At 44.6% G+C, this 12762-nt stretch carries 14 protein-coding genes; 4 read left to right on the top strand and 10 right to left on the bottom strand.

Going from position 1 to position 12762, the window contains the following annotated elements; genetic code table 11:
* Positions 1–6 precede the first annotated feature (6 nt).
* Positions 7–1284: an L-cysteine desulfidase family protein gene (locus MHO32_RS10750; RefSeq protein ID WP_009698544.1), complete on the top strand. Its 1278-nt coding sequence runs from the start codon at positions 7–9 to the stop codon at positions 1282–1284.
* 29 nt (positions 1285–1313) lie between these two features.
* Positions 1314–1970: a helix-turn-helix transcriptional regulator gene (locus MHO32_RS10745; protein ID WP_005452072.1), complete on the top strand. Its 657-nt coding sequence runs from the start codon at positions 1314–1316 to the stop codon at positions 1968–1970.
* Here the strand turns inward: MHO32_RS10745 and MHO32_RS10740 are convergent.
* Complete coding sequence (locus tag MHO32_RS10740; protein WP_239211749.1) at positions 1967–2215, bottom strand: YkgJ family cysteine cluster protein; 249 nt, start codon at positions 2213–2215, stop codon at positions 1967–1969. The two genes, MHO32_RS10745 and MHO32_RS10740, sit on opposite strands and share 4 nt — an antisense overlap.
* 221 nt (positions 2216–2436) lie before the next feature.
* Between MHO32_RS10740 and MHO32_RS10735 the strand changes: the two genes are divergently transcribed.
* Positions 2437–2874, top strand: coding sequence for a YcgN family cysteine cluster protein (locus tag MHO32_RS10735; RefSeq protein WP_005452070.1), 438 nt, complete (start codon positions 2437–2439; stop codon positions 2872–2874).
* Between the two features lie 63 nt (positions 2875–2937).
* On the opposite strand, the gene MHO32_RS10730 is transcribed toward MHO32_RS10735, so the two are convergent.
* Positions 2938–3189: a GlsB/YeaQ/YmgE family stress response membrane protein gene (locus MHO32_RS10730; protein WP_005452067.1), complete on the bottom strand. Its 252-nt coding sequence runs from the start codon at positions 3187–3189 to the stop codon at positions 2938–2940.
* A 325-nt stretch (positions 3190–3514) separates the two neighbouring features.
* On the opposite strand from MHO32_RS10730, the gene MHO32_RS10725 reads away from it, so the two are divergent.
* Positions 3515–5206: a mechanosensitive ion channel family protein gene (locus MHO32_RS10725; protein ID WP_110415926.1), complete on the top strand. Its 1692-nt coding sequence runs from the start codon at positions 3515–3517 to the stop codon at positions 5204–5206.
* 62 nt (positions 5207–5268) lie between these two features.
* On the opposite strand, the gene MHO32_RS10720 is transcribed toward MHO32_RS10725, so the two are convergent.
* From MHO32_RS10720 to rlmA, 8 genes are all read right to left on the bottom strand, one after another.
* Positions 5269–5553, bottom strand: coding sequence for a putative quinol monooxygenase (locus tag MHO32_RS10720; protein ID WP_005452063.1), 285 nt, complete (start codon positions 5551–5553; stop codon positions 5269–5271).
* Positions 5554–5578: 25 nt separating this feature from the next.
* Positions 5579–5974 (bottom strand): VOC family protein, encoded by a 396-nt coding sequence (locus MHO32_RS10715; RefSeq protein ID WP_005452061.1) that lies wholly within the window; start codon positions 5972–5974, stop codon positions 5579–5581.
* Between the two features lie 83 nt (positions 5975–6057).
* Positions 6058–6354 (bottom strand): ribbon-helix-helix domain-containing protein, encoded by a 297-nt coding sequence (locus tag MHO32_RS10710; protein ID WP_239211757.1) that lies wholly within the window; start codon positions 6352–6354, stop codon positions 6058–6060.
* Positions 6355–6493: 139 nt separating this feature from the next.
* Complete coding sequence (locus MHO32_RS10705; protein WP_239211729.1) at positions 6494–8071, bottom strand: alkaline phosphatase; 1578 nt, start codon at positions 8069–8071, stop codon at positions 6494–6496.
* 174 nt (positions 8072–8245) lie between these two features.
* The gene (locus MHO32_RS10700) at positions 8246–10144 is read right to left on the bottom strand and encodes a BCCT family transporter (RefSeq protein ID WP_005452055.1); all 1899 of its coding nucleotides are present in this window, start codon (positions 10142–10144) and stop codon (positions 8246–8248) included.
* Between the two features lie 121 nt (positions 10145–10265).
* Positions 10266–10625: a hypothetical protein gene (locus MHO32_RS10695; RefSeq protein WP_005452054.1), complete on the bottom strand. Its 360-nt coding sequence runs from the start codon at positions 10623–10625 to the stop codon at positions 10266–10268.
* Positions 10626–10820: 195 nt separating this feature from the next.
* On the bottom strand, positions 10821–11768 hold the full coding sequence (locus tag MHO32_RS10690) for a ChaN family lipoprotein (RefSeq protein ID WP_005452053.1): 948 nt from the start codon (positions 11766–11768) through the stop codon (positions 10821–10823).
* 83 nt (positions 11769–11851) lie between these two features.
* Complete coding sequence (gene rlmA / locus MHO32_RS10685; protein WP_017817821.1) at positions 11852–12694, bottom strand: 23S rRNA (guanine(745)-N(1))-methyltransferase; 843 nt, start codon at positions 12692–12694, stop codon at positions 11852–11854.
* Positions 12695–12762: the final 68 nt, after the last annotated feature.

Genomic DNA, 12762 nt, shown 5'->3' with positions numbered 1-12762 from the left:
AAAAACATGAATCAGCAATGGAACCAATATATCCAAATCATTAAGCAAGTTGTAAAACCTGCACTCGGATGTACAGAACCCATTGCTGCTGCATACGCGGCAGCAGTTGCAAAACGTGAGCTCGGATGCCAGACCCCAGAGATGATAGAAGTCCGTGTCTCTGACAATCTATTTAAAAACTCAATGGGAGTTTATGTCCCTGGAACCGGAAAGATTGGTCTAAAGATTGCCGCATCTGTAGGTGCGTTGGCCGGCGACCCTAATGCCGAATTGGAAGTTCTTGCCCATATTAATCAAGACAATGTGACTGCTGCTCAACAACTGATTGATGAAGAGCGCGTTAGCGTTGCGCGCATTGATACCCAAGAATTCATCTTTTGCAGCGTCACCATGACTGCTGGAGAAGACACGGTATCAGTGACAATCAGTGGTGGACACACCAACATTATTCAGATCACTCACAATGGCAAAGTGACATTTGATGCGCCCCAACAGCAACGAGTTGCAACTGGGTCTGTTTGTGAAGGTGTGGACATCTCTATCAAACAAATCTACGACTTTGCACTTAAAGCGCCTTTTGAAGAGATCAAATTTATCCTACAAGCGGCCGAGCTCAACAGCTCATTAGCGCAAGAGGGTATCGATAATGGTTATGGATTGGAGATCGGTCGTACATTAAAAGGTAATATCGAGCAAGGGTTGCTTGGTAATGATTTGATGAGCCGTATCCAAATGATGACCTCTGCCGCCTCGGATGCACGTATGGGGGGAGCTACGCTACCAGCCATGAGTAACTTTGGCAGTGGTAACCAAGGTATTGCGGCTACTATGCCAGTAGTCATTGCAGCAGAGGTTTTCCAAAGTACTGAAGAGCAATTAGCTCGTGCGTTAATCATGAGTCACTTAGGTGCGATTTACATTAAATCGTACTACCCACCGCTATCGGCGTTTTGTGGTAATACGGTCACCAGTGCCGCAGCTTCCATGGCGCTAGTATATTTGGCGGGAGGTTCGTTTGAACAGTCATGTTATGCGATTCAGAACGTGATTAGCGACAGTTCGGGCATGGTATGTGATGGGGCGAAATCGTCCTGCGCGATGAAAGTCTGCACTTCCTCTACCACCGCAGTACGCTCATATTTGATGGCTATGGGTAACCACAGCGTGAAGAATCAAGGTATAGTAGGTAACGAAGTCGAACAAACGATTAGAAATGTAGGCTCGATGGTTAGACTCGGTATGCCGTATACTGACAAATCTATTATCGATATTATGTCAGCCTAGCCTCAACGTTTTTGCTAAGGGAAGTAACATTGCTGCTTAAGAAACTCACTAAAAGTGATTTAGATATTTTGAATTCAATGAAGAACGTCGTGGATGGTATTGCACGCATGTATGGTGAGCACACCGAAGTCGTTCTTCACAGCCTTGATGCGGAAGCACCGGAAATTATCAAAATTGCCAATGGTCACATTACTGAACGTGGTGAAGGTGCACCGATTACCAACTTAGCAAGAATGAAGCTGTTAGAGGGCAATGACGTTTCAGACTCGTATTTAACGAAAACGGCGAGTGGAAAGACCTTGCACTCCATTACCACGATAGTTCGCAACCCTAAAAATAAACCGATCGGATTGCTGTGTATTAACGTGGACATGGACGTACCAATGCAAGATTTCTTGCGTTCAATTATGCCGCAACAGCAAAACGAATGTTGTACAGGAGCGCGTTCACCTGAGACATTCGCGCGTAATATTGATGAGACCATCATTAGCACGATTGAAACTGTTCAATCAGAAGTGTGGATGAATGAAGCGATCACACCATCCAAACGTAACCGAGAACTGGTCACCCGTTTGCAAGGGCTGGGTATTTTCAAATACAAAGATGCGGTTTTGATGGTGGCAAATCACCTCGGTATCTCACGCGATACGATCTACCTGTACCTAAGAGAGCTGGGGAACGATTAAGTGAGTTGCTCTAATTCTGAAATGTTGTTTAACGCTTCTTGATTTGTTTTGCCACACACAACCGGACATGGTTTGAAGTCGTGGCAAACTTTCGGGCGTTCTGGTTTTCCGAACAGCTTACACAGATTATCGTCATTTAATTGGATACAACGTTCACCTGCTGGTTTGCCATTTGGCATGCCTGGAATCGGGGAAGAGATGCTCGGTGCTATGCAGCATGCCCCACAACCTAATCGACAATCCATCTTAAAGCCCTCGTAAAAATGAAGGGGGCATTATGGACATTTCTCGCCAGATTGGAAGAGGCGCGCGTAAATTCATCGCAATATGATCGCATTGCTAAATGCGAACAAATCTTACTCAATATTCCTATCACTTCACTCACACCGTAAAACTTGAATTTTGATGCCCAGAGGGGTATAAAACGCACCCAATTCATTCCCACTCAGTAATAAGTAGTAAGCGTATGAGCACTCCATTTTGGCAAAGTAAATCGTTAGAGAACATGACAGAAGAAGAATGGGAATCTCTCTGTGATGGGTGTGGCAAGTGCTGTCTACACAAGCTAATGGATGAAGATACGGACGAAATTTATTACACCAATGTTGCTTGCAGTTGGCTGAACAGCAAAACGTGTTCGTGCAAAGATTACCCGAATCGTTTCACTTCAGGGGAAGAGTGCACCAAGCTAACACGTGAAGATATTGATGACTTTACTTGGCTACCGCACACTTGTGCCTACCGTTTGCTCGCAGAGGACCAACCACTACCAGAATGGCACCCACTGATAACGGGTTCCAAGTCAGCCATGCATGCTGCTGGCGAAAGTGTCAGAAACAAAGTGGTGTACGAGATAGACGTGGTGGACTGGGAAGACCATATCTTAAATCACCCTAATCGATAATATCGGAATAAAAACAAGCCTTTCATGTGAGTGAAAGGCTTGTTTGTTATTGGGGGAAATCGCCTAATTTTTCAAGAAGCGGTTGTAGACAAACAACAATACAAACGCGCCTAATGTGGCAGTGATGATGCTGCCGATATTTACGCCATCAGCACCGCCCAGCCCGACAAAGCTTCCCAAGAATCCGCCTACGAAGGCACCAGCAATGCCCAACACCATAGTCGCGATCCAACCGCCGCCATCATTGCCTGGCATCAGCCACTTAGCGAGTGCTCCGGCTATCAAGCCCAGAATGATCCAAGATAGAAAACCCATGATTTCTCCTTATTGATGAAACAATTAGCGTTCACTCCGTTCAATCATAGTCCATTCTTACTCAGGTGATGTATTTGTGGCGACGGTGATGCACACCTAATCTTCAGTTTGTATCAATATCAACACAATGGAACTTGTTATAGGTTTGAGCTAATAGCGAATAAAACAGAGTAAATAATGGACATTGATTATGAATTTTGACGCTTAATTTACTAAATGCTGCTCGGTTTGCGAATTCGTGTTGTAAACTTAGAGCATCTAATTTCAAGGATTTACATTCCATTTCTCGATCGTGTTGATTGGGATTGTCTCTTACGAGGTAAAAATGACGTTACTATCCCCCCTTAAAGTGCGTTTGACCCCATGGTTGGTTTTAATGGCTCTGCTGACTCTGACAATGAGCCCTTTCATTGTACAAGCTACGGAAAGCGTTGAGACCACAGTAGATACGCCAAAAGTTTCTGCAGCAGAGAAGGCTATTGATAATATTAACCGAGACATTCTCGACTTATCTGAAAGTTTAAAGTTAGCTAGTGGAGACGAACGCGATGCACTTCAACTACAGCTTTTCCAGAAAAACGAAGAACTGAGAAGTCGTCTCGCTACTGCGATCAGTAATAAGTCCATTCCTCATGAGAAGTTGATTGAGCTCGTACAAACTCAAGAGAAGTACTCAGAAGGTGCCGTGGTTTATCTCGATGACAAAATCAAAGCGCTGAATGAGGAAATCAATAAGTCAAAAGACGAAGATAAGCTTTCTTTAATCAATAGCTATCGTGAACTGCAACAGTATTTGGATGTGAGTTATGAATCGAGTTGGCAAAATTTAAACTGGTTGAAGAAGTTAGACGTCCAAGACGAAGATGCTGATGCTGAGTTTAAAGAGGGCGTAGATAAGCGTATGCGTCTGCTATCTGCGTCTATCGAGTACCTCAACCAGCAAAGCGAAATCATCGGTTCACAAGTCTCTTCCAGCCCAGAATCTGAAAAAGCGTCTTTACAACTGAGCCAACTGATCCTTAAACAACGCCTTAATATTGCTACCGATAGTCTTCGCAAATTAATTTCGATTGGTGACAAAGTAGGGCTGGAGACGTCTGAGTATAAACGTCAGATATTTGAAGTGACAGGTAGCATCACCCATGATCTTCTGAACTCAAAAGTCATTCTGTCTATCCTGAGTCATTGGTCGAACTCTGCGGTAGATTGGTTCGCGGAGAATGCGCCACAGCATGTTTTCCAGCTTTTTGTCTTTGCCCTGATCTTATTGATTGCTCGTTCATTGGCGAAGTTAACCCGAAAAGTCGTGAGTAAAACGGTAGCCTCTAAGAATTTGAAATTGTCGCATTTGATGCAAGATTTCTTTATTTCGATGTCGGGCAAGGCGGTATGGATCATCGGTATCATGGTCGGTTTGTCTCAAATCGGTTTAAACCTTGCTCCAATCCTAACTGGTTTCGGTATCGCCGGTGTGATCATTGGTTTTGCATTACAAGATACATTATCGAATTTTGCGGCAGGCATGATGCTGCTGATCTATCGCCCATTTGATGTTGGCGATTTCGTATACGCGGGTGGTGTTGACGGTAAGGTAAGCCACATGAGTTTGGTGAATACTACGATTCGTACATTCGATAACCAAATTATCATTGTGCCAAACAGCAAGATTTGGGGCGATGTGATTAAGAACGTGACGCACGAGCGTATTCGTCGAGTTGATATGGTCTTTGGTATTGGCTATGCCGATGATCTGCTAAAAGCAGAAGAAGTTCTGAATGATATAGTCACGTCTCACCCTTCAGTGCTTCGCTCACCAGAGCCAAACATCAAGGTTCATACGCTAAATACATCATCGGTTGATTTTATTGTTCGCCCTTGGGTGAAAACCGACGATTATTGGGATGTGTACTGGGATGTGACAAAAGAAGTGAAATTGCGTTTTGACCGCGAAGGTATTTCGATTCCTTTCCCGCAACAAGATGTTCATTTACATATGGTCGACAAGAAAGACGCGTAACTCTCTCAACAGAAACTAAAGGCACTCACTTGAGTGCCTTTTTTATTTTTGTGCTTTAACGCTTATAGCTCTTCAAAGAAGGTGATTTTTGGCTCACTAGCTAGTAAACCATCGATAGTACTAAGCAGAGCTTGGAAATGTTCAGTATTACAGTGTTGGTCAAAAGCCGCTTGGTCAGCAAATTGCTCTTGGAACAAAAATTGGCAAGCGTCATTTTTGTCTTGGAAAAGTTGGTAACGCACGCATCCTTCTTCATTACGAGTTGGCACTAACATAGCTTCTAGTGCCTGCTTAAGTGTCGATGTGTGTTCTGGTTTTGCGTGAAATGCAGCAGTTAAATGAATCATAGTTATGTTTACTTCTTTGTTGTTATTAAAGGTAACGACCTTGTCGTTGTAAGAATTCGATTTTGTAACCGTCAGGATCGGTGACGAAGAAGAAGGTTGCTAAGTGTTTTTGCTGGTGGTCAAACACCTTGATATCACTTGCCTCAATATCAAGTGATGTTAAGCGGCGGTGTGCGGCTTCAATGTCTTCAACACTCACCGCAAGGTGACCATAACCCGAGCCGTGAGTGTACGGTTCGCTTTGGTCATGATTGTGAGTCAGTTCAAGTTCGAACCCTGTTTCTGAGTTCGCTAGGTAAGTAAGAGAAAAGCCGTCGAATACGTATTGGTCTTTGATTTCTAGCTCAAGTGCGTCGCGGTAGAACTTAAGAGAACGCTCCAGATCGCTTACGCGGATCATGGTATGAATTATTTTTGTCATGAGTACTCCTTAATCGTGCGCCTAGACTAGTCAGTTTCGACGCGCAATGGGTAGTACTCAGGTACGACAATAAAATGCAGGGATCAGTGTTGCTCGCTCAAAGCTTTTTCAATCGTTGCCTGAGGTTGGCGGGCGTAGGTGAGGCAAGCGCAACGAAGTAGGGAAGCAAAGTTGTTGACTTCACCGTTGTGTTCCAGCGCTTCTTGGTAAACAGTGCTGATGAATTTTGGTACCGTCATGTCTTGTGCTGAGGCAATTTCTTCTAGTGTTAGCCAGAAACTTGATTCGAGCTTCACACTGGTTGCATGGCCATCAATACGAATCGAACGGGTCACAAACTGATAATTTTCCTGGGGCTGTTTGGCAAATATTTCACACATAGCATTGGTCATTTTTATAAATATTTGGCAAATAGTGGAGCGCGAAGCGCGAAGCGTCAACCGTTTCAATGTAAAAAAACGCCCTCAAACGAGGGCGTTGAAGTTTCATCAGAAGATGAAAGTAAGTGCAGAGCGGAAATTATTTAATTTGTTGAATGAGGTATTCGCCCAGTTGTGAGTGATGCATGATCTTTGATACTGGCAGGATGGTCCCCGCAGGTCCCCAAGCGAATACATTGACCGGCGTATGCGTGTGTGTACCCGTTCCCCACACTGTATTTTGTTTGGTCGCTTGTTCTCGAGCCAACAAGTTTCCGCGATCGTTGTATGGGAAAAAAGCATCAAAATCATTGATTGCTGGAACATTCTCTTCACTCAGGTACTTGTGGCTTGCCAGTCGGTAAGGGTTTGGCTTACTTGCCAATACGCGCTCAGCTTGCTCCGGAGTAATGGCAAAGTCGCTACTTGCATTCACGATTTCTGCTAACTTTTCTGGTGTTTGCTGCGCTTTATCGAGTTTTTGGAACTCGCTGATCATACCGTAGTAGCTTTGTTTTTGATTGTAGAGTCCATCGAGAATGTCAAACTGACCAAAGTTGAAGTTTGGTGCGTAATCACGCTTAGCAAAAGCTTCGCCACTGCGCTTTTCTGGTTTAAGAAGGTTTGCCGAGGAGTAGCTGAAGCCAAAAGAGCCTGTTTCATGGTCGGCAGTGACGATTACTAGCGTATCTTCACGACCTTTCGCCCATTCATAAACGGAATTGACGGCTTCATCAAATTTGATCAACTCATGAAGCATGGTACCTGCATCGTTGCTGTGACCTGCCCAGTCAATTTGACCGCCTTCTACCATTAAAAAGAAGCCATCTTTGTCTTTTGATAGCACATCCAGTGCTTTTTCTGTCATCTCTTTAAGGGATGGTTGGGTGCGTTTCGGGTCATTTTTGCTATGGCTGTAAGCAATGCCATCGTTCATTCCTGAGTAAGCAAATAGACCAAGAACTTTTTCTCCTTTAGCGTTTTCTAACATGTCGCGATTAAACGCTAAGCTGTAGCCTTGCTGTTGCGCTTCTGTCAGCAAGTTGCGCTCATCTTTACGCTTTGATTTTAGGTAAACATCGCCTTGGGTGAGCTTTTCAAGTTGCTTATATGTGTCGCCTTTGTCGTTGGTAGATTTTGGGATCCAATGACGAAGACCGCCAGAAAGCATGACATCAACACCCGTCTCTAGCATGTCGACGGCGATACTGTTTTCTAGTGAGCGGTGAGGTTGGTGCGAGGCGAAAGCGGCTGGGGTCGCGTGCGTCATTCGAGTGTCGGAAACAAGACCTGTCGCTTTACCTTTTGCCTTAGCTTTTTCTAAGATCGTTTCAACGTGGTTGCCTTGACTGTCGATACCAATTACTTCAGAAGCGGTTGGAATACCAGTGGCAAGCATGGTTGCAGAACAAGCAGAATCCACCACAATGGCATCTTCAGGGTTGGTTAACGATGAACCAATAACACCTTCCTGTGCCAGTTTATAAAGTGCGGTGGTTTCGCCTTTGTAGATTGAATTAGGTGCATGATTCGCGTAGGTCTCAAGCAAACCGACTTGTTGAGGTCCCATACCATCGCCAATCATTAAGATAACGTTTTTGATCTCTGCTGACAGAGCGCTGAAAGAGAGCGTAGATGCCGCCACTGCTGTGACGATTGGGGTCGCTAAGTGCTTCATTGTATATTCCTTATTTATAAAAGCGCTCGAATTACAACAAGGATTTATGACAAAAATACTACCGTCACAAAAGATTCATATGAGATACACAGGCGCATACTACGTCAGACACAAAAAAAGCTCACCGAAGTGAGCTTTGAGTTATGTTTAGGAGTTGAAAGTCATGGGCTAAAGCTACACTGCGTAAGAGGTACTTTGGGCCACGATTTGATTAAACTCGGCTCTGGATTGCTGGGCAGTTTCCGATAACTCGAGTTTTCTCTCTTTTGCCTTCATCACATTATCCAATAGGGCTTGCAACTCCTCTTGCATATCCTGCGGTAAGTGATGATCGGCAAAATCATTGTCGTCGCTATGTTCAAGAGCGAAAGCACGAATGCGTTTACGCAGTGTCATCAATTGTGCCAGTGCGTCACGCTCTTGCTCCGCCGCTTCTTGAGCGGCGTCTCGTGCGCGTTCAAACCTAGCCATTGCCATCCCTTCTGTTGACCAAGGATCAAATTCTGGTAGCTCTTCAATATTAATGGTTGGTTCGATGTAATCTTCCTGATGTCGAATATCCAATGTTGTCGCTCGAACAGCCGACACCATGAGCATAATTGAGATGCCAAGTAGAGGTAAGCCTCCAACAATTGCCGCTGTTTGTAAGGTGCTTAGTCCCCCCATAAACATCAGAACAGTAGGCAGGAAAGACAACGTAAATGCCCAGAACATTCGGTTCCAACGCATTGGCTCCTCAGTGACGTTGTTTTGTACAACAGAGGCCAGAATGTATGAAATCGAATCAAAAGTCGTCGCTGTAAAAATGATGCACAGCAAGGTAAATACAGCGATAACAAAATAGCTCATCGGTAATGCATCAAGCATCGAGAATATCGCTGCTGTAGCGCCTTCGGCATTCAAAATTCCGACGACATCGAGTTCTCCGGATAACTGCAAAGACAAGCCGTAGTTACCTAAGATCATGAAAAATAGGAAGCAGCCCAGTGAACCAAAGAAGATGGAACCGGAAACCATCTGCTTGATGGTACGACCGCGAGAAATGCGAGCGACAAACAGTCCCATACTTGGAGCGAAGACTAGCCACCACGCCCAGTAGAAGATAGTCCAATCTTGTGGGAAATGTGTGTTGTCAAAAGTGCCGTATCCACCAAATGGCTCTGCCCATGTCGCCATAACAAAGAAGTTAGATAACATACGACCAATCGAATCTAAGCCAGTCTCCAGCATGAAGATGGTTGGTCCTACTGCCAACACAAAGGCTAGTAGTCCCATCGCTCCCCAGAAGTTAATGTTGCTTAGTACTTTGATGCCTTTTTCCATGCCTGCGTAAGAGGAGTAAGCAAAGATCGCAGTACAGATCAGCAATACAAGCACTTGACTGTAAGTATTTTTAGGCATGCCGAAGAGGTAATGCAGACCTTCTCCGATCAAAGGTGCAGCTAAGCCTAAACTGGTTGCTGCGCCGCCAAGTAGACCGAAGATAAACAGTACGTCAACGATCTTGCCAGCGGTACCTTTGCTGCGTTCTTCGCCAAGTACTGGCATCAATGCACTGGAGACTTTCAGTACGGGTTGTTTTCGTACGTAGAAGAAGTACGCAATTGGTAATGCAGGAATAAGGTAGATAGACCAGGCAATTGGTCCCCAGTGGAACAGACCGTAAGTTGCAGCCCAACGTACAGCTTCTTCGCTACCAGGCTCTAGTTGAAACGGAGGAGATTGGTAATAGTATGCCCACTCGATACAGCCCCAATAGAGGATACTTGCCCCGATGCCGCCACAGAACAGCATTGCGGCCCACGATGCCGTGGTGAATTCTGGCTTTTCATCAGGATCGCCTAACTTGATTTGGCCCATGTCGCTAAAAACGACATAAATCATGAAAATAAAAGCGGCAAGTCCTAGTGCAAGGTATAAGAAACCGAGCTTGTCAGTCATAAAGGTTTTAGCAACGGCAATCCATTGTGCACCTTCAGCCGGAAACAAAATTAAAGGGAAAACAATCGAAAGGAGCAGCGCGATTGCGCCAAAAAAAGTGGGTTTGTCTATAAGCGAAAATGCGTTTTTCACAGTTCATCGTCCGTTAATGAATAGTTTTCCATTATGGACTTGGACAAAAAAAGCGTTCAAATGAGGTTACTTATCGTAACGAAAGAAACTCTTGTTTAACCTGATACTAAACGGTTAACACCTAAACAAGAGCTAAGATGATACCACCAACCGTGAGGGCTGCTGAAAGATATTGACCTGCAGAGTAAGAGCCATCTTCCTCTTCTTCGATAGTGTGAGGATGGTCCATACCCAGTGCTCCATGAGCAAAAGATTCGACTTTGTCGCCAACGGTTTGGTTTTCGAGTTCCGCCTTCTTGCTTTCATGATCGATTTGCTGAAGCGCAGCGAGTAGTGCTTTCCCTTCACTAGAGAGTGATACTTTATTTTGCTCAATCTTTAATGGTGCGCCATCGGTGATTTTTTCGCTGGCTTTCGCTTGTTCAACTTTATTTTGTTGAGCAGCGTATGTATTGACTGAATTGCTTCCTACTGGATTCATCTGTTACCCCTTCGAACAACGACACTCTCTGATTGAGTGCAGGTAAAAAGCAGTTATCTTTATATCGACGGCAATAGGTATATCTTGAATCAATCAGAAAAAATAGGTCTGTTTTTGCCGCTTCTTAGGTATACAAACCAAGTTGCTTGCAAAAAGCAGACCTATTTCTCTATATCGGTTGTAAGATGCTTCTGATTACTTACATTGAAGATCACTGTTGCGTGTTGCTAGGTGCTTGTACGCTGCCATTCGGTTGGCATCTTGTACATAACGCACTGGTGGAGAAAGTACTTCTAGTTGGTAATCCGAACTTTCCGAAGTAACCTCTGCTGTTGGGGTAATAACAACGACTTTTAGGTCTGGGTTACGGCGTAAAATGGAAGCAGCAGTGCCCAAACCATCTTCTGTGTGAAACTTACCGGCTATATGCACGACTTGAGTGTCAGGGTGTTTTGCAAGGTATTTGACGATCGAGTCCGCCATTGTTTCATCCCAAGTAACCTGAGCGGCGTATTGTTTCTCTGTTTGCTCTGGCTTGCCATGGTGCATAGATGCCATGAACTTTTCTTTGTATGGGCTGTTTGCCGTATTTACTTCATCAGCGATGAAGCTGCGCTCGTCACTGTCGAGCTTATTTATGTAATCTGCACCCTGACGACCGATACAGCGAACGATGTTCTTCGGTGCGTTTGCTGCGATCACAGGAATATCGGCTTGCTTAGCAAATTCCACCAAAGGACGGTAATCGCTTTCGTAGTTCGGCCATGCGTTGCTCTGCTTCATGAAGTACTGCTCGCCAATCTCTCCATCAAGGTAAGCGTCTAAGATAGCTTGTTTGTCGCGAGTAACTTGTTCCATTGAAAATGCTATAGGACGGTCTGTCTTTGACAGCTGTTTGAGCATATCTGTTTGAAAACGATGGATACCTGCGTGAGTGTGCCATTCACCAATTAAAATAACGTCTGCTTGTTGTAATTCAGAGGGTAATTGGTTGATTGAGATGGCTTTACCAGCAGGGTCATGTAGCTGGTAGTCATAGAAACTGGTTACGTCACCAGTTATCGCGTCAGGAGCGGTGGGTGCGTTTGAAGCACAGCCAGTTAGCAAGCCTGCAAAAATCAGACTTAGTGTAGAAAAGCGCATTAAAAAGCCTCCAAAAATGTCCGAACGATATTAATGGAGGCTGATAAATGAATCAATGGTAATGAGAATAATTAGCGTTACATTTATTCTTCGGTACCTGCTTGAGTCGTTTTCTTACGGTAGACACGCAACATAAAGTCAGCCTCACATTGGAAAAGTGTAGATGACTTTAGCTCGTCACGAAGTTCATCGCTGGCTTTCCATGCGAATGGTGTCATTTGCAGCAAATCGAATGCGACGCCATCTTTTAAGTCCATGGTGTAGTTCAGCTTCTGTTGGTGCTCTAATTCGAAACCTTCGATGTGCTCTGGCTCTTCATTGTGCAGGCGAACTTCTTGATAAATGCGCTCGCGGAACTGATACAAGTGGCGACCCGCTGGCGTCACAGTGATCACCACACCATTGTCTTTGATAACACGCTGCAATTCTTCTGCTTTGCATGGTGCATAGATGCGCAAAATAGCATCCAGAGACTGATCTGCATATGGTAGCCGATGGCTTGATGCAACACTGAAATCGCAATGTGGGTAGCGTTTAGACGCATAACGAATAGCGACTTTTGAGATATCTAACCCATAGACATTGGCGTTTTCATCTTGTGCATGTAATGAGCGCTGAACTTGGTCTGTGTAGTAACCTTCACCACAGCCAATATCCAATAACTGATGACTTGTACCTTGAGTATAGGTTGCACAAAGACGAGCGACTTCTTGGCGCATTGGGTCGTAATGATTTCCCTCAAGAAAGCGACGACGCGCCTGCATCATCTCTTTGTTGTCACCTGGATCTTTTGAGCGTTTGTGGTGTGCTGGCATCAAGTTTACGTAGCCTTCTTTCGCTAGGTCGAATTGATGATTGTTTTCACATTTAAACGTCTTTGCGGTGAGCTCAAGAGGTTGATGACATAGAGGACATTGATAGTTCATGACGATCTCTGGACAAGAAGTAGGGCGGCAGATTCTATCAAAAAGGGGGTGGGTAAGCGAAACAAAAA

Source organism: Vibrio sp. MMH1-50 (assembly GCF_022347645.1).
Classification (GTDB): Bacteria; Pseudomonadota; Gammaproteobacteria; order Enterobacterales; family Vibrionaceae; genus Vibrio; species Vibrio harveyi.
Note: the sequence above shows the minus strand (reverse complement) of the source record. Positions and strands in the feature narration are given on the sequence as shown.

What these genes read in the sequence shown, in the direction of transcription:
- MHO32_RS10750 (WP_009698544.1), top strand. Translation starts at nt 7, where the DNA reads ATGAATCAGCAATGGAACCAATATATCCAAATCATTAAGCAAGTTGTA.
- MHO32_RS10740 (WP_239211749.1), bottom strand. Translation starts at nt 2,215, where the DNA reads ATGGATTGTCGATTAGGTTGTGGGGCATGCTGCATAGCACCGAGCATC.
- MHO32_RS10735 (WP_005452070.1), top strand. Translation starts at nt 2,437, where the DNA reads ATGAGCACTCCATTTTGGCAAAGTAAATCGTTAGAGAACATGACAGAA.
- MHO32_RS10730 (WP_005452067.1), bottom strand. Translation starts at nt 3,189, where the DNA reads ATGGGTTTTCTATCTTGGATCATTCTGGGCTTGATAGCCGGAGCACTC.
- MHO32_RS10725 (WP_110415926.1), top strand. Translation starts at nt 3,515, where the DNA reads ATGACGTTACTATCCCCCCTTAAAGTGCGTTTGACCCCATGGTTGGTT.
- MHO32_RS10720 (WP_005452063.1), bottom strand. Translation starts at nt 5,553, where the DNA reads ATGATTCATTTAACTGCTGCATTTCACGCAAAACCAGAACACACATCG.
- MHO32_RS10715 (WP_005452061.1), bottom strand. Translation starts at nt 5,974, where the DNA reads ATGACAAAAATAATTCATACCATGATCCGCGTAAGCGATCTGGAGCGT.
- MHO32_RS10710 (WP_239211757.1), bottom strand. Translation starts at nt 6,354, where the DNA reads ATGTGTGAAATATTTGCCAAACAGCCCCAGGAAAATTATCAGTTTGTG.
- MHO32_RS10705 (WP_239211729.1), bottom strand. Translation starts at nt 8,071, where the DNA reads ATGAAGCACTTAGCGACCCCAATCGTCACAGCAGTGGCGGCATCTACG.
- MHO32_RS10695 (WP_005452054.1), bottom strand. Translation starts at nt 10,625, where the DNA reads ATGAATCCAGTAGGAAGCAATTCAGTCAATACATACGCTGCTCAACAA.
- MHO32_RS10690 (WP_005452053.1), bottom strand. Translation starts at nt 11,768, where the DNA reads ATGCGCTTTTCTACACTAAGTCTGATTTTTGCAGGCTTGCTAACTGGC.
- rlmA (WP_017817821.1), bottom strand. Translation starts at nt 12,694, where the DNA reads ATGAACTATCAATGTCCTCTATGTCATCAACCTCTTGAGCTCACCGCA.